At 70.0% G+C, this 19,734-nt stretch carries 19 protein-coding genes; 4 read left to right on the top strand and 15 right to left on the bottom strand.

Annotated features, from left to right (window positions below; translation table 11 throughout):
• Window positions 1-200: 200 nt before the first annotated feature.
• The 5 genes from gatB to ASF27_RS22145 form a co-directional block, all read right to left on the bottom strand.
• Window positions 201-1,673 carry an Asp-tRNA(Asn)/Glu-tRNA(Gln) amidotransferase subunit GatB gene (gene gatB, locus ASF27_RS06980; protein ID WP_056358812.1) on the bottom strand — a complete coding sequence of 491 codons (1,473 nt, stop codon included), beginning with the start codon at window positions 1,671-1,673 and terminating at the stop codon, window positions 201-203.
• An 84-nt stretch (window positions 1,674-1,757) separates the two neighbouring features.
• On the bottom strand, window positions 1,758-2,057 hold the full coding sequence (locus ASF27_RS06985) for a hypothetical protein (RefSeq protein ID WP_056168326.1): 300 nt from the start codon (window positions 2,055-2,057) through the stop codon (window positions 1,758-1,760).
• A 10-nt stretch (window positions 2,058-2,067) separates the two neighbouring features.
• Window positions 2,068-3,549, bottom strand: a complete 1,482-nt coding sequence (gatA, locus tag ASF27_RS06990; protein WP_056168329.1) for an Asp-tRNA(Asn)/Glu-tRNA(Gln) amidotransferase subunit GatA — start codon at window positions 3,547-3,549, stop codon at window positions 2,068-2,070.
• Window positions 3,550-3,641: 92 nt separating this feature from the next.
• Window positions 3,642-3,929 (bottom strand): Asp-tRNA(Asn)/Glu-tRNA(Gln) amidotransferase subunit GatC, encoded by a 288-nt coding sequence (gene gatC / locus ASF27_RS06995; protein WP_056168332.1) that lies wholly within the window; start codon window positions 3,927-3,929, stop codon window positions 3,642-3,644.
• Between the two features lie 109 nt (window positions 3,930-4,038).
• Window positions 4,039-4,224 (bottom strand): hypothetical protein, encoded by a 186-nt coding sequence (locus tag ASF27_RS22145; protein WP_156368890.1) that lies wholly within the window; start codon window positions 4,222-4,224, stop codon window positions 4,039-4,041.
• Window positions 4,225-4,331: 107 nt separating this feature from the next.
• Here ASF27_RS22145 and ASF27_RS07000 point away from each other — a divergent pair, with 107 nt between their 5' ends.
• Both ASF27_RS07000 and ruvX read left to right on the top strand, forming a co-directional pair.
• Window positions 4,332-4,871, top strand: coding sequence for an SMI1/KNR4 family protein (locus tag ASF27_RS07000; protein WP_056168335.1), 540 nt, complete (start codon window positions 4,332-4,334; stop codon window positions 4,869-4,871).
• Between the two features lie 73 nt (window positions 4,872-4,944).
• Window positions 4,945-5,436: a Holliday junction resolvase RuvX gene (gene ruvX, locus ASF27_RS07005; protein WP_056168338.1), complete on the top strand. Its 492-nt coding sequence runs from the start codon at window positions 4,945-4,947 to the stop codon at window positions 5,434-5,436.
• Window positions 5,437-5,538: 102 nt separating this feature from the next.
• Here the strand turns inward: ruvX and ASF27_RS23375 are convergent, their stop codons facing one another.
• The gene (locus ASF27_RS23375; protein ID WP_277996067.1) at window positions 5,539-5,667 is read right to left on the bottom strand and encodes a hypothetical protein; all 129 of its coding nucleotides are present in this window, start codon (window positions 5,665-5,667) and stop codon (window positions 5,539-5,541) included.
• Window positions 5,661-5,921: a hypothetical protein gene (locus ASF27_RS07010; protein ID WP_056168343.1), complete on the bottom strand. Its 261-nt coding sequence runs from the start codon at window positions 5,919-5,921 to the stop codon at window positions 5,661-5,663. Before ASF27_RS07010 ends, ASF27_RS23375 begins: the two co-directional genes overlap by 7 nt.
• A 225-nt stretch (window positions 5,922-6,146) precedes the next feature.
• On the opposite strand from ASF27_RS07010, the gene ASF27_RS07015 reads away from it, so the two are divergent.
• On the top strand, window positions 6,147-7,319 hold the full coding sequence (locus tag ASF27_RS07015; RefSeq protein ID WP_056304088.1) for a hypothetical protein: 1,173 nt from the start codon (window positions 6,147-6,149) through the stop codon (window positions 7,317-7,319).
• A gap of 7 nt (window positions 7,320-7,326) precedes the next feature.
• On the opposite strand, the gene dprA is transcribed toward ASF27_RS07015, so the two are convergent.
• The 6 genes from dprA to ASF27_RS07045 are packed head-to-tail and all read right to left on the bottom strand — an operon-like array spanning window position 7,327 to window position 11,991.
• Window positions 7,327-8,496, bottom strand: a complete 1,170-nt coding sequence (gene dprA, locus ASF27_RS07020; RefSeq protein ID WP_056168357.1) for a DNA-processing protein DprA — start codon at window positions 8,494-8,496, stop codon at window positions 7,327-7,329.
• 38 nt (window positions 8,497-8,534) lie between these two features.
• The gene (gene plsY, locus ASF27_RS07025) at window positions 8,535-9,143 is read right to left on the bottom strand and encodes a glycerol-3-phosphate 1-O-acyltransferase PlsY (RefSeq protein ID WP_244476584.1); all 609 of its coding nucleotides are present in this window, start codon (window positions 9,141-9,143) and stop codon (window positions 8,535-8,537) included.
• On the bottom strand, window positions 9,140-10,435 hold the full coding sequence (locus ASF27_RS07030; protein WP_156467479.1) for a dihydroorotase: 1,296 nt from the start codon (window positions 10,433-10,435) through the stop codon (window positions 9,140-9,142). The genes plsY and ASF27_RS07030 overlap by 4 nt, the downstream gene beginning before the upstream one ends.
• A gap of 2 nt (window positions 10,436-10,437) precedes the next feature.
• Window positions 10,438-10,824: a type II toxin-antitoxin system HicB family antitoxin gene (locus ASF27_RS07035; RefSeq protein ID WP_056358819.1), complete on the bottom strand. Its 387-nt coding sequence runs from the start codon at window positions 10,822-10,824 to the stop codon at window positions 10,438-10,440.
• The gene (locus ASF27_RS07040) at window positions 10,821-11,039 is read right to left on the bottom strand and encodes a type II toxin-antitoxin system HicA family toxin (protein WP_056358822.1); all 219 of its coding nucleotides are present in this window, start codon (window positions 11,037-11,039) and stop codon (window positions 10,821-10,823) included. The genes ASF27_RS07035 and ASF27_RS07040 overlap by 4 nt, the downstream gene beginning before the upstream one ends.
• A gap of 1 nt (window position 11,040) precedes the next feature.
• The gene (locus ASF27_RS07045; protein ID WP_056168362.1) at window positions 11,041-11,991 is read right to left on the bottom strand and encodes an aspartate carbamoyltransferase catalytic subunit; all 951 of its coding nucleotides are present in this window, start codon (window positions 11,989-11,991) and stop codon (window positions 11,041-11,043) included.
• 241 nt (window positions 11,992-12,232) lie between these two features.
• Between ASF27_RS07045 and topA the strand changes: the two genes are divergently transcribed.
• Window positions 12,233-15,001, top strand: coding sequence for a type I DNA topoisomerase (topA, locus tag ASF27_RS07050; RefSeq protein ID WP_056358826.1), 2,769 nt, complete (start codon window positions 12,233-12,235; stop codon window positions 14,999-15,001).
• 151 nt (window positions 15,002-15,152) lie between these two features.
• On the opposite strand, the gene parE is transcribed toward topA, so the two are convergent.
• Entirely contained in the window at window positions 15,153-17,207 is a 2,055-nt protein-coding gene (gene parE / locus ASF27_RS07055) for a DNA topoisomerase IV subunit B (protein WP_056304095.1), read from the bottom strand.
• A 275-nt stretch (window positions 17,208-17,482) separates the two neighbouring features.
• Window positions 17,483-19,492, bottom strand: coding sequence for a PhoX family phosphatase (locus tag ASF27_RS07060; RefSeq protein ID WP_056358829.1), 2,010 nt, complete (start codon window positions 19,490-19,492; stop codon window positions 17,483-17,485).
• Between the last annotated feature and the right edge of the window lie 242 nt (window positions 19,493-19,734).

Here is a 19,734-nt window from a genome sequence, read left to right on the forward strand (position 1 = left end):
CTTGCGGCTACCGAATTCACACGACTGCGTTTTTCCAGAAGCAGGGCGCGGCCCTCTTCCCACAGGGGGAGGAGGGCCGCATCGCGCTGAGATGTGTGGATACAATGGCCGCTGGCGGGGAGAGGGAATGCGCACCGAGGGCCTTCACGCCCACCCGCGCCATCTGCAGCCCTACCCTCGTGGGGAGGGCAGCGCGCCTCCTACTCGATGCCGAGCTTCGCCTTCAGCAGGGCGTTCACCGCCGCCGGATTGGCCTTGCCGCCCGTGGCCTTCATGGTCTGGCCGACGAACCAGCCGAGGAGGGTCGGCTTTTCCTTGGCCTGTTGCACCTTGTCGGGGTTCTTCGCGATGATCGCGTCGATGGCCGTCTCAATGGCGCCGGTGTCGGTGACCTGCTTCATGCCGCGCGACTCGACGAGCGCCCGCGGGTCGCCGCCCTCGGTCCAGACGATCTCGAACAGGTCCTTGGCGATCTTGCCGGAGATCACGCCCTCGCCGATGAGGTCGACCACGGCGCCAAGCTGATCGGCCGAGACCGGGCTCGCCTCGATGCCCTTGCCCTCCTTGTTGAGGCGGCCGAACAGCTCGTTGATCACCCAGTTCGCCGCGGCCTTGCCGTCGCGCCCCTTGGCCACCGCCTCGAAATAATCGGCCGAGGACCGCTCGGCGATGAGCACCCCGGCATCGTAGAGGCTGAGCCCGTAGGCCTCGATGAAGCGCGCCTTCTTGGCGTCGGGCAGTTCGGGCAGGCCCTCGGCGAGCCGATCGACGTAGGCCTGGTCGAACTCCAACGGCAACAGGTCGGGATCGGGGAAGTAGCGGTAATCGTGCGCCTCTTCCTTGGAGCGCATGGAGCGGGTCTCGCCCTTGCCCGGATCGAACAGCCGGGTCTCCTGGGAGATGGTGCCACCATCCTCGATGATGGCGATCTGGCGCCTCGCCTCGACCTCGATGGCCTGGCCGATGAAGCGGATCGAGTTGACGTTCTTGATCTCGCAGCGGGTGCCGAGCGGGTCGCCGGGCAGGCGCACGGACACGTTCACGTCGGCCCGGAGCGAGCCCTTCTCCATGTCGCCGTCGCAGGTGCCGAGGTAGCGCAGGATGGTGCGCAGCTTGGTCACGTAGGCGCGCGCCTCCTCCGACGAGCGCAGGTCGGGGCGCGAGACGATCTCCATGAGGGCGACGCCCGAGCGGTTGAGATCGACGAAGCTCTGGGTCGGGTTCTGGTCGTGGAGCGACTTGCCGGCGTCCTGCTCGAGGTGCAGCCGCTCGACGCCCACCGTGATCGTCTCGCCATCGGGCAGATCGACCAGCACCGTGCCCTCGCCGACGATGGGGTCCTTGAACTGGGAGATCTGGTAGCCCTGCGGCAGGTCCGGGTAGAAGTAGTTCTTCCGGTCGAACACCGAGCGGTGGTTGATCTGCGCCTTGAGCCCGAGGCCCGTGCGCACGGCCTGGGCGACGCATTCCTCGTTGATCACCGGCAGCATGCCGGGCATGGCCGCGTCCACCAGGGAGACGTGGTCGTTGGGCTCGCCCCCGAATTCCGTCGCGGCGCCGGAGAACAGCTTGGAGCGGCTCGTGACCTGGGCGTGGATCTCCATGCCGATCACGACCTCCCAATCGTGCAGGCCGCCCTTGATGAGTTTTTTTGGGTTCACGGCTGCGGTCATGATGGCCCAGGTTCAGCGTTGCGGAGCGCGGGTGAGCGCCGGAAGGGTGCAAGTCATCGAAGGTGGAAATGCCGGCGGGCGCGGTCAAGCGCGCAGGCGATAGAGCTGGTGCGCCAGGAAGCCCAGGGCACCCCACAGGAATCCGGCGATCCAGCGGATCGGGAAGAAGGTCGGTCCGTCGTGGCTCACCGGGGCCGGCCAGGGGATGCCGATGGCCGTGACGCCCCACGACACCAGCACGGAGACCGAGAAAGCCATCAGCGACACGAGGATGACCTTCACGAACTGATCCGACTTCCAGCCCATGACCAGCGCGATGGCGATCAGAACGGGATCGAACGCGGCCCAGATCCACTCGTTGAAGGCATAAACCGGGACGGTCATGGCCGCGCTTTCATGCCCACCACGCCGCCGGCAGTTTGGTCCGACCGGCGGCCGTCTCGATCACCTGGGCGGCGGCGAACAGGGTCTCCTCGTCGAAGGGCCGGCCGATGAGCTGGAGGCCCAGCGGCAGGCCCTGCGCATCGAGGCCGGCGGGCACCGAGAGACCGGGAAGCCCCGCCATGTTCACCGTGATGGTGAACACGTCCTGCAGGTACATCTCGACGGGGTCGCCCGAGCCCTTCTCGCCGAGCCCGAAGGCGGCGGACGGGGTGGCGGGGGTGAGGATCGCGTCGATGCCCGACGCGTAGGCCTCCTCGAAGTCGCGCTTGATCAGGGTGCGGATCTTCTGGGCGCGGACGTAATAGGCGTCGTAATAGCCCGCCGACAGCACGTAGGTGCCGATCATGATCCGGCGCTTGACCTCGCGGCCGAAGCCCGCCGCGCGGGTGTTCTCGTACATCCCGGCGATGTCCTTGCCGGGCACCCGCAGGCCGTAGCGCACGCCGTCGTAGCGGGCGAGATTGGAGGAGGCCTCGGCCGGGGCGACGATGTAGTAGGCCGGCAGCGCGTAGGGTGTGTGCGGCAGGGAGATCTCGCGCACCGTGGCGCCCGCGTCCTTCAGCATCTCGGCGCCGCGATCCCACAGGGCCTGGACCTCGGCGGAGAGGCCCTCGACCCGGTACTCCTTCGGAATGCCGATGGTGAGGCCCTTCACGCCACGCGACACCGCCGCCTCGAAGTCCGGCACGGGAAGATCGGCGCAGGTGGTGTCCCGCGCGTCCTGACCGGCCATGGAGCCGAGCAGGATGGCGCAGTCGCGCACGGTGCGGGCGATGGGTCCGGCCTGATCGAGGGACGAGGCGTAGGCCACCGTGCCCCAGCGCGAGCAGCGCCCGTAGGTCGGCTTGATGCCCACCGTGCCGGTGAAGGCGGCGGGCTGGCGGATGGAGCCGCCGGTGTCCGTGGCGGTGGCGCCGAGGCACAGGTGGGCGGCGACGGCCGCGGCGGAGCCGCCCGACGAGCCGCCCGGCACCAGCTTGGTGTCGGACCCGTTGCGCCGCCAGGGCGAGATCGTGTCGCCGTAGGCCGAGGTCTCGTTGGACGAGCCCATGGCGAACTCGTCGAGGTTGAGCTTGCCCAGCATCACGGCGCCGTCGCGCCAGAGGTTGTGCGTCACGGCCGATTCGTAGTGCGGCTGGAAGCCTTCGAGGATCTTGGACCCGGCGGTGGTGGCGACGCCGTGGGTGCAGAACAGATCCTTGATGCCCAGCGGAATGCCCTCCAGGGGGCGCGCCGCGCCGGCGGCGATCTTGGTGTCGGCCACCTCCGCCATGGCGAGCGCGCGCTCGGGCGTCTCCAGGATGTAGGCGTTGAGGCCGCGCGCCTTCTCCATGGCGGCGAGATGCGCCTTCGCGAGATCGGTGGCGGAGAAGTCCTTGGCCTTGAGCCCGTCGCGGGCGTCGGCCAGGGTGAGTTCGTTCAAGGTGGTCATGGGCGTTCGGTCCTCAAGATCCCGACGGACCCCGTCGCCGGTCTCGGCGCCGAACGATCCTGCCAGGAGGCATCACGAAAACGGTGGCGGCGCTACTCGACCACCTTCGGAACGAGGAAGTAATGGTCCTCGGTCTCCGGCGCGTTGAAGACGATGTCGTCGGCGTGGCCGCCCTCCGTCACCGTATCGGTGCGCTTCTTCATCGCCATGGGGGTCACCGAGGTCATCGGCTCGATCCCCGTCACATCGACGGCGCCGAGTTGCTCGACGAAGGCCAGGATCGCATTCAGCTCGCCCTGGAGCGGCGCGACCTCGTCCTCGCTCACCGCGATGCGCGCCAGATGCGCGATGCGCCTCACCGTCGTTGCGTCGACCGACATGCTGCCTTGAGCCCCCAGGAGGATGCGCCGGGGCTTTGACGACCGCGACGGAACACGGCCGGGCTATAGCACCCGCCTTCGCGCGCTCGCAACGCCGGGCGATCCCGTCTCAGGCGATCATATGGCCGGCGCGGGCGGGCACCTCCACGGAGATGCCGGGCCTGTGGGGGTTGCGCTCGGCCTGCTGGAAGCCGAAGGCGACGATCTCGACGGCCAGGAGCAGCATCAGCTTGTGCCGGAACGGCATCGTCCGGCGGGCAACCGGGGCGGGGGGATTCGTTCCGGACAGGTTCATACGCACCACCCACGACGTTAACACCTTGTTAACGATGCTATGACCGGACGGTGCCGGCAAGGCCAGGGCGACGTTTGCTTAGGGTTAATGGACACGGAGACGACGGCATGTGGGACACGGTGTTCGCGCAGGGTGTGGCCGGACCGGTCTCGGGGGAGGCGGATCTCGCCCGCGCCGAGGCGGAGCTGGGCTTCCCCCTCCCCGCCTCCTACCGGGACTTCTGCCTGCGGTGGGGTGCAGGCCTTGCCGCCGGTCATTTTCGCGTCCTGATCCCCGGTCCCGCTCCGGAGACGGACCTCGTCACCGGCGCGGAGCTCATGGCCCACAGCATCGGCGCCGTCCTGTCGGATCGTCCCGACCATGGGTTCGAGGTGGAGGGCGACGATCCCTCCGTGGTGGAGCGGGCCTGCTTCTTCGGCCGCTCGGAGGCGGGCGAGTTCCTGTTCTGGGATGTCGTCCCGGAGCGGCCCGAATACGAGATCTGGGTGATGGGCGCCGACCTCGAATCCGTGCGCTTCGGCGGGGCGGATCTCGGCGACTTCCTGCGGCGGGTGCAGACGCCGACCGTGCGCGGCATCCTCGGCATGGGTGCGGCCCCCCTGCCCTCGACCTTCGTGGGCGACGATCCGGCCCCCAGCACGCATTGACGGCGGCGGGCGCCCGGATTGCCACTCGGCCACGGATCGATCAGGAGGGGCGGATCAGCGGAGAGCGAACGACATGACCGAGGCCGAGATCCGTGCCTTCGCGGAGGCGTCGCAGGGCGGCCGTCGTCTCATCGGAATCGATCTCGGCACCAAGACCATCGGGCTCGCCCTGTCGGATGTCGGGCGCCAGATCGCCTCGCCCCTGGAGACCATCCGCCGGGTGAAGTTCACGCCCGATGTCGCCCGCCTGCGCCAGCTCTGCGAGACCCACGGGGTCGGCGGCCTCGTCATGGGCCTGCCCCTCAACATGGACGGCAGCGAGGGTCCGCGCGTGCAATCCACCCGCTCCTTCGTGCGCAACCTGAAGCCGCTCCTCGACCTGCCGGTCCTGTTCTGCGACGAGCGCCTGTCCACGGCCGCGGTCACCCGCGCCCTCATCGCCGCCGACGCCTCGCGGGCCAAGCGCGGCGCCGTGGTCGACATGCTGGCCGCCGCCTACATCCTCCAGGGGTGCCTCGATCAGATGCGGGGGGTGCTGGCGGACGAGGCGGCGGACGACGCGTGAGGTGCGGGGCCCGCACGCGTCGGCGGCGGAGCTTTCGCCCCGCCGCCCGTCTCTCGAGCCCAATGGTGTCGGCGTCGGCCCGCCCCCGCGGCACCGTGCGCGCTACGAGGCCAGCATCGCCTGGGACGCGCCGACCAGGGTGAAGATCAGGCCGCCCGCGAAGGCGCCGATCATCGCGTAGGAGAAGCCCTTCAGGACCATGGGTGTCACCGCCTCCGTCCGGATCAGCAACGGTTGCCGCCGGAGGTCTGGCCGTACTGCATGACCGGAAAATTCTGCTGATTGGCGTTGCCCTCGGCGGCCGAGCTCATCGGGCAGCCACCGTATGACGGCACCCGGGACGGAGCGTTGATCGAACCGGTCGTCTCGACATCGTAGGGGGTGAACGCAGTGTCGCGCGCGGGGCGCTCGAATGCCATCGCAGACGAGATCGGAGCAACGCCAAGCACGAGAGCGGCGGCGATGGCGGCGATACGGGTCTTCATTGTGATACTCTGTTTCCTTTGCAGGTCGAACCGACAAACCGGTTCGTCTCTCTCTGTCTGAACTACAGATGGGGAGCGTCAGCTTGGCGTGACGTGTCGAAGCGCACGCAACCCTGCCGAACCGGCCGATGCGTTGTTTCGAGGGCTTCGGACGCGAACCGAATTCCCCTGCACGGGCCGATGCTTTAGCGAGTCTGAGGGTAGATCTGCGGGGTTGAGCCAGGAATGTTCGAGCGGGACGTGAACCGAGCCGGGTCCGCGAGACGCGCACGGGCGGCCTGTGGCGCCCTGCTGCTGCTCGCGACGGGATCGGCCGCACCGGCGCAGGCTCCCGATCCGCGCATCCTGCCCGCGCAGCCGGCCTACGCCCGCAACGCCGCGTGCGCTCCGTTGCGGATCGCCATGCCGCCCGGCACGCACCGGCTTCCGGGCGACGCCCTGATCTCGCCCAAACCTGCCGAGATTCCCATCGGCCAGGGCGACACCGCCATCTGCTTTGCCTACGCCACCGCCGACATGATCTCCCAGCGCGTCGGCCGGGCCGTCTCGCCCCTGGATGTGGCCGGCAAGTTCTACTTCGCCGATCCGGCCCGGCTCGAAGGCCTGCCCGATCCGGCACTCCGGGCGCATCTGAGGGCGCATCCGAACCATGCGGCCGACATCGCCTGGAGCCGGAACGCGGCCGACATCAATCCCGTCGGCAACCCGGGCCTGCAGCCCTACTTCGACAAGCTGGAGGGCGGCGAGGAGGATGCCGCCGCCCTGCTCTACAACCTCGACGGCCTGTGCGAGGAGCGCGACCTGCCCTCGCACGAGGGCTACGCGCATTTCACACCCACCTACGCGGCCCTGCGCTTCGGCGCTCCTTTGCGCGCGCCGAACCAGTGCCTGCGCCGCGTCGGGGCGACGGTGGGCAAGCTCCGCTCGCGCCGGGCGGACGCCTTCAACGACGCGTGGCTTGCGCGGGTCGAGACCCTGTGCCGGCGCATACCCCTGCCCGTGCCCCTGCTGCCGGTCTCGACGCGTGTCGCCGCCAACCAGCTCGACTTCATGGCGATGCTGGAGGCGGGCCGGCCGCCGGCGCCCCGGGACATCACCCGCCTGCTGGCCCGGGTCGATTACGCCCTCGACCATGGCCGGGCGCCGACCATCGGCTACAGCTGGTACATCCTGCAGGACCGCGACCCGAAGGACCCGGATCTCGCCGCCGACCATTCCAGCGCCGTCATCGGCCGGCGCCGGACGGCGGGCGGGTGCCAGTACCTCGTCCAGGACAACACCGGCGAGTATTGCGCCCGGATGCGGCCGGACATCGCCGGCCGCTGCGACAACGGCCGGGTCTGGCTGCGGGAGGACGAGCTGCGGCGCACCCTCTACAGCGTGATCTATCTGCGCTGAGCCGCCCTCACCCCACCAGGGACACCGCCCCGCTCCCATGCCGCTCGATGCGCCCGTCGAGTTCGAGTTCGAGGAGCGTCGTCTGCACCACGCGCACGCTCAAGCCCGCGGCCCGGGCGAGGTCGTCGGTGCCGATGGGGGTCGGGCTGAGGAGTCCGATGAGGCGGGCGCGGTCGTCCGCAGGCTCGGGCGGCTCGAGGGCGTCCACCGGCATCGGCAGCACGATCCCGTCGACGTCGAGTTCGTCCCAGAAGATCGGCGCGTCGGCGAGATCGGGACGGTCGAGGGCGAGGGGTTCCGTACCGTAGGCCTCGCGTTCGATGAGGGGGGCCACAGCCTCGAGGACGTGAGCGGCCTCCGCCACCAGGGTGGCGCCCTGGCGGATGAGGTCGTTGGTGCCCTCGGCGCGCGGGTCGAGGGGCGAGCCCGGCACGGCGAAGACCTCGCGGCCCTGTTCCAGGGCGAAGCGCGCGGTGATGAGGGAGCCCGAGCGCCGCGCCGCCTCGACCACGACGGTGCCGAGACTGAGGCCCGAGATGATGCGGTTGCGCCGGGGGAAATCGCGGCCCCGCGGCTCCCAGCCCATGGGCATCTCGGCCACCACCGCCCCGCCCGCCTCCAGGATCGCCTCGACGAGGGCGGCGTGGTTCGCCGGATAGATCCGGTCGTGCCCCCCGGCCAGCACCGCCACGGTGCCGGGCAGGAGGGCGGCCTTGTGGGCGCGGGCGTCGATGCCGCGGGCCAGCCCCGAGACCACCACGAGACCGGCTGCGCCGAGGTCCCGGGCGAGGCGCTCGGTGACGCTCAGGCCGGCGGCCGAGGCGTTGCGCGAACCCACGATGGCGACCGCCGGCCGGTTCAGGATGGCCGGGTCGCCCCGCACGGCGAGGAGCGGCGGCGCGGAATCCGCCGCCTGGAGGAGTTTTGGATAGTCGGCCTCGCCCGAGGCCACGAGACGGGCGCCGATGCGGGCCGCGGCGGCGAGTTCGGCTTCGGCCTGCGCCCGGGTCGGCGGCGTGACCCGCCGGCCGGCGCGGCCGGTGATGTTCGGCAACGCCTCCAGGGCGGCGCCGGCCCCGCCGAAGCGGTTGATGAGGGTGCGGAAGGTGCGCGGGCCGATGCCCTCGGCGCGGATGAGACGGAGCCAGTCGAGGCGCTGGGCATCGTTGAGTTGCATCGCCCTGCCCCATCACGGTCGGGCGGCGTCGGTGGTCCTCAGCCCTTCTGCCCGATGCGCCCTTCGGTGCCGGCGAGGAGCCGGCGGATGTTGGGCGCGTGCTTCCACCATAGCAGGGCTGCGAGCAGGAGGAAGAGCCATGCAACCCCTGGCTGTCCGAGCGCCCACAGGACGACGGGCGTGGCGGCCGAGGCGGCCAGCGCCGCCAGCGACGAGTACCGCAGGCCGAAGGCGAGGCCGAGCCAGATCGCCGCGAAGGCGGCGAGCGCCACCGGACTCAGCGCCAGGAGCACGCCCAGGAAGGTCGCGACCCCCTTGCCGCCCTTGAACCCGAGCCAGACCGGGAACAGGTGGCCGAGGAAAGCGCCGAGCCCCGCCGCCAGGGCCGGCTCCAGGTTGAACCGGAGACCGATGAGCACGGCCGCCGTTCCCTTGAGGGCATCCCCCAGGAGCGTCGCGGCGGCCAGCCCCTTGCGGCCCGTGCGCAGGACGTTGGTGGCGCCGATGTTGCCCGAGCCGATGGCGCGCACGTCCCCGAGACCGGCCATGCGGGTGAAGATCAGGCCGAAGGGGATCGAACCGAGGAGGTAGCCCCCGGCGAGACCCGCCAGCAGCATCGGCACGGAGGCGGCCTCGGCGTAGGTCACGCGAAGCCCCCGTCCCGGAACACGATGCGCCCGCCGACGAGGGTGAGCAGGGCCGCGCCCTGGAGGCGCGCCTCGTCGAAGGGCGAGTTCTTCGAGCGCGACTTCAGGCGGCGCTTGTCGAGGATGTAGGGCACGTCCGGGTCGATGAGCACGAGGTCGGCCGGCGCGCCGACAGCGAGGCGTCCGGCCTCGCGGCGGAGGATCTTTGCCGGATGCGTCGTCAGTGCGGCGAGCAGGCGTGGCAGGGCGATGTCGCCGGTGTGCACGAGGCGCAGGGCGGCGCCCAGCAGGGTCTCGATGCCGAGCGCCCCGTCGGCGGCCTCGGCGAAGGGCAGGCGCTTGGTCTCGACGTCCTGCGGGTTGTGATCGGAGACGATCACGTCGACCACGCCCTCGTTCAGGGCCGCCACCAGGGCGAGGCGGTCGCTCTCGTGGCGGAGCGGCGGCGAGAGCCGGCAGAAGGTGCGGTAATGGCCGATGTCGCCCTCGTTGAGGACGAGGTTGTTCACGGACGCGCCGCAGGTGACGGGCAGGCCGTCCTCCTTGGCCCGCCGCACGATCTCGATGGAATCGGCGCAGGAGATCATCGCCGCGTGATAGCGGGCACCGGTGAGGCGCACGAGGCGGATGTCGCGCTCCAGCATCACCGTCTCGGCCTCGCGCGGAATGCCGATGAGCCCGAGCCGGGAGGCCATCTCGCCCTCGTTCATCACCCCCTCGCCGACGAGGTCGGGCTCCTCGACGTGCTGCATGATCAGCGCGTCGAAATCCCGGGCGTAGGTGAGGGCCCGGCGCAGGACCTGGGCGTTGGTCACGGCCTTGAGGCCGTCGGTGAAGGCCACCGCCCCGGCCTCCTGCAGCAGGCCGAATTCCGTCATCTCGCGGCCCGCGAGGCCCTTGGTGATGGCGGCGGCCGGCAGCACCGTGACGCAGGCCGTGTCGCGGGCCCGGCGCAGGACGAAGTCGACGATGGCCGGCCCGTCGATGACCGGGTTGGTGTCGGGCATGCACACCAGGGTGGTGACCCCGCCGGCGGCGGCGGCCGCGCTGGCGGAGGCCAGGGTCTCGCGGTGCTCGGCGCCGGGCTCGCCGACGAAGGCGCGCAGGTCGACGAGGCCGGGGGCGAGGACGTGCCCGCCGCAGTCGACGGTCTCGGCCCCCTCGGGGGCGACCGGGGCGGCGCCCCAGGCGAGGTCACCGATGCGCCCGTCGCGCACGAGGACGTGGCCGGGGGCCTGCCGTCCGCTCGCCGGATCGCACAGGGTGGCGTTGGTGAGGAGAAGGGGGGGCACGCTCATCCCGAAATCTGGCTGAGAACGAAGGCGCGGACGACGCCGCGCCGTGAAAGGCCGCGTCGCTCGGCCGCCTCGTCCACGGCCCGCAACTGACCGTCGTCGAGGTCGAGCTCATCGACGGGGGGGCGGATGACGATGGTCATGTGCCCTTCAGCCAGGGCTTCGGCAAAATCGGAATCGCCCCGAAGCTCCTCGATGGTCCGCGGTGTGGGCGGGGTTTCGCCGTCCTCTCGCATGAGGGAGAGCCATTGACCGAGCGCTTCCCCCGCCTGGGATATGGTCTCCTCAGCCGTCCCAGCCGCGGCGATGCAGCCGGGTAGATCCGGAAACCAGATGCCCCACAGGGTTCCGGACTCCTTCTCGAGGATGCCGATATAGGCTGTCATGGCGTCTTGCTCCCGTCGAGCCAGCCCGCATTGCGGGCGATCGAACGCGCCGTTCCCGGTGAAAGATCGCCCCGACCGCGCGGCACGGCGACGTTCGGCCGGTCCTGATAGGTATAGATGTCGTGTGGCCCCTTCGAGGGACGTATCCGCCAGCCCTCCCGCTCCAGGCGCTTGCGGATCGCTTGAATATCAAGGTCGAAGTCGCGCGGAGGCATGTCAAGCGTTCGGCAGGTGCGTCGCGAGGGCTTCGAGCACGGCCATCCGCACGGCCACCCCCATCTCGACCTGCTCGCGGATGAGGGATTGCGCCCCGTCTGCGACCTCCGAAGAGATCTCGACGCCGCGGTTCATCGGCCCCGGATGCATCACCAGGGCATCGGGGGCAGCCAGCGCCAGCTTGTCGCCGTCGAGGCCGAAATAGCGGAAGTACTCTTTCACCGAAGGCACGAAGGAGCCGTTCATGCGCTCGCGCTGCAGGCGCAGCATCATGACGATGTCGGCCCCCGCCAGCCCCTTGCGCATGTCGGTGAACACCGCGACGCCGAATCGGTCGAGGCCCGTGGGAAGCAAGGTGGACGGACCGATCACCCGCACCCGGGCGCCGAGCGCCTGAAGCAGGATGATGTTGGAGCGGGCGACGCGCGAATGCAGGACGTCGCCGCAGATGGCGACCGTGAGGCCCTCGATCCGGCCCTTGTTGCGGCGGATGGTGAGGGCGTCGAGCAGCGCCTGGGTCGGATGTTCATGGGCGCCGTCGCCGGCATTGACCACGGCGCAATCGACCTTGCGGGCGAGGAGATGCACGGCGCCGGCCGCGTGGTGGCGCACCACGATGATGTCGGGGCGCATGGCGTTGAGGGTCGCGGCGGTGTCGACGAGGGTCTCGCCCTTCTTCACCGACGAGGAGGCCACCGACATGTTCATGACGTCGGCGCCCAGCCGCTTGCCGGCGAGCTCGAACGAGGCCTGCGTCCGGGTGGAGGGCTCGAAGAACAGGTTGATCTGCGTGCGCCCGCGCAAGGTCGTGCGCTTCTTCTCCACCTGCCGCGACAGCGCCACGGCGGCGTCGGCCCGCTCCAGCAGGGCCTCGATGTCGGGGCGCGACAGGCCCTCGATGCCGAGGAGATGGCGGTGGGGGAAGCCGGGCGGAGTCGGGGCGCTGGTCATCACGGGGGTCAGCGCTACAGCGGGTGCGCCGCGCCCGCAAGACGGAGGTCATTCGGAGGCGCGCGACGCAGCCGGCAAAGTGTCCCCATTTGACATCGCCCGAGGGTTAACCCACTTCATGCCCCGCAAAAGGCCCCTGCCCCGGCAGGCGGTCCGCCTTGCCGCATCCACCGCAGCGTGCGCAAGCGCGCAACCGGTCGTTGTCGGACCAAGGCCCTCTCGAGAGGCTCGGAATCCCTCCATGAAAGTTGTCGTCGTCGAGTCGCCGGCCAAGGCCAAGACGATCAACAAGTACCTCGGCCGCGACTACGAGGTCCTCGCCTCGTTCGGCCACATCCGCGACCTGCCGGCCAAGGACGGCTCCGTCGATCCGGAAGCCGACTTCCACATGCTGTGGGAGCTCGACGAGCGCGGCTCGAAGCGGGTCTCGGACATCGTCAAGGCGCTCAAAGGTGCCGACGGCCTGATCCTCGCGACCGATCCGGACCGCGAAGGCGAGGCCATCTCCTGGCACGTGGTCGAGGCGCTCAACGCCCGGCGCGCCCTGAAGGGCATGCACGTGGAGCGGGTGACCTTCAACGCCATCACCAAGGCGGCGGTGGACACCGCCATGCGCAACCCGCGCCAGATCGACCAGGCCCTGGTCGACGCCTACCTGGCCCGCCGGGCGCTGGACTACCTCGTCGGCTTCAACCTCTCGCCGGTGCTGTGGCGCAAGCTGCCGGGCGCCCGCTCGGCCGGCCGCGTCCAGTCCGTGGCGCTCCGCCTCGTCTGCGAGCGCGAACGCGAGATCGAAGTGTTCAAACCGCGCGAGTACTGGTCCCTCGTCGCGACCCTGACGACCGACACCGGCGCGGTGTTCGAGGCCCGGCTCACGGGCGCGGACGGCCGGAAGATCCAGCGCCTCGACGTCGGCACCGGCGAAGAGGCGGCGGCGTTCAAGCGCGACCTCGAACTCGCGACGTTCTCCGTCGGCAGCGTCGAGGCCAAGCCGGCCAAGCGCCACCCCGCCCCGCCCTTCACCACCTCGACCCTGCAGCAGGAGGCCTCGCGCAAACTCGGGATGGCCCCGGCCCAGACCATGCGGGCGGCCCAGAAGCTCTACGAGGGCGTCGAGATCGGCGGCGAGACCGTGGGTCTCATCACCTACATGCGGACGGACGGCGTCGACATGGCGCCCGAAGCCATCGCCGACGCGCGGCAGGTGATCGCCAAGGAATACGGCGAGCGCTACCTGCCGGGGGCGCCGCGCAAGTACAGCACCAAGGCCAAGAACGCGCAGGAGGCCCACGAGGCCGTGCGCCCCACCGACATGGGCCGGCTGCCCAAGACCGTCGCCCGCACGGTGGATGCCGAGCAGGCCAAGCTCTACGAACTCATCTGGACCCGCACGGTGGCGAGCCAGATGGAATCGGCCGAACTGGAGCGCACCACGGTGGACATCGTGGCGAGCGTCGGCCCGCGCAGGCTCGACCTCAGGGCGACCGGGCAAGTCGTGAAGTTCGACGGCTTCCTCACCCTCTACCAGGAGGGCAAGGACGACGAGGAGGACGAGGACGGCCGTCGCCTGCCGCCGATGAAGGCCGGGGACGCCCTCAAGCGCGAGCGCATCGCCTCGACCCAGCACTTCACCGAGCCGCCGCCGCGCTACTCCGAGGCCAGCCTCGTCAAGCGCATGGAGGAACTCGGCATCGGCCGGCCCTCCACCTACGCGGCGATCCTGCAGACCCTGCGCGACCGCGAATACGTGAAAATCGAGAAGAAGCGCCTGGTGGCCGAGGACAAGGGCCGCCTCGTCACCGGCTTCCTCGAGAGTTTCTTCAAGCGCTACGTCGAGTACGATTTCACAGCCGACCTCGAAGGCCAGCTCGACCGGGTGTCCAACGCCGAGATCGACTGGCGCGAGGTCCTGCGCGATTTCTGGAAGGACTTCTCGGCCGCCATCGCGGGCACCAAGGAACTGCGCGTCACCGAAGTTCTCGACGCCCTGAACGACCTGCTCGGCGCCCACATCTTCCCCGAGAAGGCCGACGGCTCGAACCCGCGCACCTGCCCGACCTGCGGAGCCGGCCAGCTCTCGCTCAAGCTCGGCAAGTTCGGCGCCTTCGTGGGCTGCTCGAACTACCCCGAGTGCAAGTACACCCGCCAGCTCGCCGCCTCTGGCGTCGACGGCGACGGCGACGGCTCGTCGGAGAACGGCGGCCAGCCCGGCACCCGGGTGCTCGGCACCGATCCGGTCTCGGGGCTCGCCGTCACCGTGCGCGACGGCCGCTTCGGCCCGTTCGTGCAGCTCGGCGAGGCCTCGACGGACAAGGAGGCGGCCAAGCCCAAGCGCTCCTCGATCCCGAAGGGCCTCAGCCCGTCGAGCGTCGATCTGGAGAAGGCCCTGAAGCTGCTGTCCCTGCCGCGCGAGGTGGCGAAACACCCCGAGACCGGCGAGCCGATCCTGGCCAATCTCGGCCGGTTCGGGCCCTACGTGCAGCACGGCAAGATGTACGCGAATCTCGGTCGCGACGACGACGTGCTGGAGATCGGCGCCAACCGGGCCATCGACATCATCGTCGCCAAGGAGCAGGGCGGGGGCCGGCGCGGGCCTGCCGCCGATCCGGGCCGGGCGCTCGGCAACCACCCCGAGACGGGCAAGCCCATCGTGGTGAAATCGGGCAAGTACGGCCCCTACGTCACCGACGGCACCACCAACGCGACCCTGCCGAAGACCCAGGCGGCGGAGGACATCGACCTCCCCCAGGCCCTGGAGCTCATCGCCGCCCGCGAGGCGTCGGGCGGCGGCAAGAAGCGGGCCCCGACCCGCAAGACGGCGGCGAAGTCGGCCACCGCCAAGAAAGCGCCGGCGAAGAAGGCAGCCGCGAAAAAGGTGGACGACGCGGGCGACGCGCCGGTGAAGAAAACCGTGACGCGCAAGGCCCCCGCGAAGAAGGCCGACGCCGAGGCCCCCACCAAGGCGGCCAAACCCGCGCCCCCGCGCAAGGCGGCGGCCAAGAAGGCCTGATCCGGGATTCCGGGTTTCCGAAGGGATCATCCCTTCGGCACGTGCCGGGCAGAGCCCGACACGATGTCCAGGGCCAGCCCTGGACCCGCGAAGGGCGATGCCCTTCGGGGCCCGGAGCCCCTTCGCTCCGGGCGATCGGCCCGGAGCCGGATCAGATATCCAGCTCGGCCCCGTCGGCGAAGGCCGCGCGTTCGGAGATGAAGGCGAAGCGGGCTTCGGGCTTGTTGCCCATGAGACGCTCCACGGCGTCCCCCGTGGAGACGCGGGCATCCTCCAGAACCCCGACGCGCAGGAGTGTGCGCTTCTTCGGGTCCATGGTGGTCTCCTTCAACTGCGCCGGCATCATCTCGCCCAGACCTTTGAAGCGGCCGATCTCGACCTTGGCGCCCTTGAACACGGTCTTGATCACCCGCTCCCGGTCGGCGTCGTCGCGGGCATAGGCCGTCTTGGCACCGTGGGTCAGCCGGTAGAGCGGCGGGATCGCCAGGTAGAGGTGCCCCTTGTCGATGAGTTTGGGCATCTGCCGGTAGAAGAAGGTGATCAGCAGCGAGGCGATGTGGGCGCCGTCGACGTCGGCGTCGGTCATGATGATGACCTTCTCGTAGCGAAGGTCCTCCAGGCGGAACGCGTTGCCGGTGCCGCAGCCGAGCGCCTGGGTCAGGTCGGAGATGAGCTGGTTGGCACCGAGCTTGTCCCGGCTCGCCGAGGCCACGTTGAGAATCTTTCCGCGCAACGGAAGAATGGCTTGGCTGGCACGGTCGCGCGCCTGCTTGGCCGAGCCGCCGGCCGAGTCGCCCTCGACGATGAAGATCTCCGAGCCGGCCATGCCGGCCTTGGAACAATCGGCGAGCTTGCCCGGGAGCCGCAGCTTGCGCGTGGCGGACTTGCGGGCGACCTCCTTCTCCTGGCGACGGCGCAGGCGCTCCTCGGCCCGGTCGATCACCCAGTCGAGGAGCTTGTTGGCTTGGGCCGGCGAGGCGGCGAGCCAATGGTCGAACGCGTCGCGGATCGCCGTCTCGACGATGCGGGACGCCTCGACGGTGGCGAGCTTGTCCTTGGTCTGGCCCTGGAACTCCGGCTCGCGGATGAAGACCGACAGCATCGAGGCACAGGTCGCCATCACGTCGTCGGTGGTGACCGCCGTCATGCGTTTCGCCTGGTTCACGCGCTCGGCGTGCTCGCGCAGGGCCCGCAGCAGGGCGACGCGCAGGCCGCTCTCGTGGGTCCCGCCTTCCGCCGTCGGGATCGTGTTGCAGTAGGAGGCCGAAATGCCGTCGTCGACCACCATCCAGGCCACCGCCCATTCCAGGGACCCGTGGCCGCCCGGTTTGGTGATCTTGCCCGAAAAGATCGCGTCGGTGACGAGTTCCTTGCCCTCGAGATCGCGGGCGAGATAGTCGCGCAGGCCGCCGGGAAAGCGGTGCACGGTCTCGGCCGGCACATCGTCGATCCCGTCCAGCAGGGCGGGGGCGCAGCGCCAGCGGATCTCGACGCCGCCGAACAGGTAGGCCTTGGAGCGGGCCATTCGGAACAGGCGGCGCGGATCGAACTTCAGCGCCCCGAAGATCTGCGGGTCGGGATGGAAGCGCACCCGGGTGCCGCGCCGGTTCTGCACCCGGCCAACGGTCTCCAGGGGCCCCTGAACGTGGCCGCGCGAAAAGGTCTGGCGGTAGAGGGTCTGGGCACGGGCGACCTCGACCTCGAGCTCGTCGGACAGGGCGTTGACCACCGAGATGCCGACGCCGTGCAGGCCGCCGGAGGTCTCGTAGACCTTCGAATCGAACTTACCGCCCGCGTGAAGGACGGTCATGATGACCTCCAGCGCCGACTTGTTGGGGTATTTCGGGTGCGGGTCGACGGGGATGCCGCGCCCGTTGTCGGTCACCACGAGGTGGCCGCTCTCCTCAAGCTCAACCTCGATGAAGCTGGCATGGCCCGCCACCGCCTCGTCCATGGAATTGTCGATCACCTCGGCGAAGAGGTGGTGCAGGGCGCGCTCGTCGGTGCCGCCGATATACATGCCGGGGCGGCGGCGCACCGGCTCCAGGCCTTCCAGCACCTCGATGGTGGAGGCGTCGTAGCCGGCCTCCGCCGAGAGGGCGGGCGAGGGCGCGGGGACGATCGCAGCCTCGAGCTTGCGACGCTCGGCCGGCTTGGGCGCGGGCACCTTGCCCTTCGCGAAAAGGTCGCGGGCGGGGTCGCTCACCGGATCGCTCCGCGCAGGGGATGGCACGGCCGCGGGCTTCGCGGACCGGATCGCAGAGGGGGACCGTGCAGCATTCGCCTTCATCCTCTGACCATACCGGAACAAACCGGAAACAGAAAGGGGCCTTCACCCTCGGGGCAGGGGTACGGTCCCCTGCCCTAAGGGCCGCACACCCCCTGCCCTGCAGGGCAGGATACCCCATTGCATGGGATGGGGTTGGTTAAGAAGGGCTGACGGTCGCGGGAACCCCTTTACGGCCGGGGTCGATTCGAGACTCAGGTGCCGACTCGCCCGCCGCCGTGCCTGGTGATCGCCACCACGGCCGGGCGCGGCGGCAGGGCCGGATCGAAGTCCGGCCAGCGGGTCGAGGGTGCCTCGAAGGTGGCGGGCGCGGCCTTGGGATCGTCCTCGTCGGCCTCGCCCGGATGCTGGACGGCGACGAAGAAGGTGGTGTCGTCGGGGGTGAAGTAGGGGCCGCACATCTCGGCCCCGCAGGGCACCCGGAAGAAGTGCTTGCCCGTTCCGCGCCCCTGCCCCTCCGTCTCCATGGCCCAGATGCCGTCGGCCCGGCCCGTGCGCGAGGCCGAGTTGCCGTCGGTGGCGACCCAGAGGCGTCCCTGCCCGTCGACGGCGCAATTGTCCGGCATACCGAACCAGCCGTCCTTCGTCGTCGCCGACGAGAAGGTGGCGCCGACGGCCGCGATGGCGGGATCGCCGCAGCGCACCAGAATCTCCCAGGCGAACCCGAGGGCGGCGTGGTCGCCATCGTCGGGGGTGAGTTCGACGATGTGGCCGAAGCGGTTGTCGGCGCGGGGGTTCACGGCGTCGACCTGATCAGGTTTGCGCTTCCCGTTGTTGGTCAGCATCACGTAGACCTTGCCGGTCTTCGCGTTGGCCTCGACGTCCTCCGGGCGGTCCATCTTGGTGGCGCCCAGGAGATCGGCAGCCAGCCGCGCGCCGATGAGCACATCGGCCTGGCTGGCAAAGCCGTTGGCGGGCGTCAGAGGTCCCTCACCGAACACCAGGGGCATCCAGGCCCCGCGCCCGTCGGGGTCGAACCGGGCGACATGGAGGGTGCCGGAATCGAGGAGATCGCGGTCGCCGCTATCGACCCGGCCCGCGGTGACGAACTTGTAGACGTAATCGAAGCGCTCGTCGTCGCCCTGGTAGACGACGTATTGTCCTTGCCTGGCGACGATGCCGGCCGCCCCCTCGTGCTTGAACCGGCCCATGGCGGTGCGCTTCTTCGGGACGGAAGTCGGATCGAACGGATCGATCTCGACCACCCAGCCGAAGCGGTTGGGCTCGTGGGGCGTCGCCCCGATGTCGAAGCGGTCGTGGAAGCGGCCCCAGGCATAGGCGGAGTTCGGCAGGTTGAAGCGCGTGTGGTTGGCGGCCTCGGCGGAATCCTTCGGCAGGGCGCCCGAGAAGTAGTAGTTGATGTTCTCCTCGCAGGTGAGCCACGTGCCCCACGGGGTCGTGCCGCCGGCGCAGTTGTTGATCATGCCGTGGACGGCGCGGCCCGTGGGGTCGGCGGCGGTCCTCAGCCGTTCGGAGCCGGCGGCGGGGCCGGTGAGCACCATCGGCGTCTCGGCGGTGATGCGGCGGGCGTATCGCGAATCCGGCACTACGGCCCAGCGGCCGTCCGTGCGCCGGATCTCGAGGACCGAGCCGCCATGGGCCGCCATCTCGATCCCGACGAGTTCCTTCGTCATCCCCGCGAAGGCCACATCCCGGATGTCCTGGCGCCCGAGGCCGGGAAACATGAGCTCCTCGTTGGTGTACTCGTGGTTGACCACCAGGAGCCCGTGGGCGGCCGGGTCGGCGGCCCCCGGCATGGGGAAGTAGCCGACGAAGTCGTTGTTGTAGCCGAACTGCTGCGCTTGCGCGGCGGCCGACTGGTTGCGTGGGTCGAAGGCCGGGGCGCCCGGCAGCACGGGGTCGCCCCAGCGGATGAGGATCTCGGCGTCGTGCCCCGCCGCCACGTGATGGTGCGTATCCGAACCGGCTTCGATCTCGGCGAAGGGGAAGCGCGTCGGCGACGGATCCCGAGCGGCGAGACCTTGAGCGGCGAGACCTTGGGCGGCTCGGGCCTCCCCTGCGGCCAGGGCACGGGGCGTCACCACGGCGGCGATGGCGCCGACACCGAGGAGGCCGCGCAGCAGGTCGCGCCGGTCGAAGCGCGCGGCGACGACATCCCCGAAGGTGGCATTGGGGCTGGTGTTCGAGCCGGCATCCTCGGCGGCCTCGGCCGCCTGCGAGCGGGTTCGCGTCGGCTGCGTCATCGATCGGCTCCGTGAATCCTTCAGAAACCCGCCTCCTAGCGACCGCCCATGGCATCGGCGTGACGGTCCCGCGCAAACGAAAAAGCCCGGCCTTTCGGCCGGGCTTCTCACGATGACGGGAGTCCGGTGGCGCTCCGAGGGAGTGCCGGTCGGGTCCTAGTACGAGCCGAACTTGTAGTTCAGGCCGGCGCGGACGACGGCGAACTCGGTGTCGCGGACCTGACGGCCACCGCTGGCCAGGA

The organism is Methylobacterium sp. Leaf102 (genome assembly GCF_001422425.1).
Classification (GTDB): Bacteria; Pseudomonadota; Alphaproteobacteria; order Rhizobiales; family Beijerinckiaceae; genus Methylobacterium.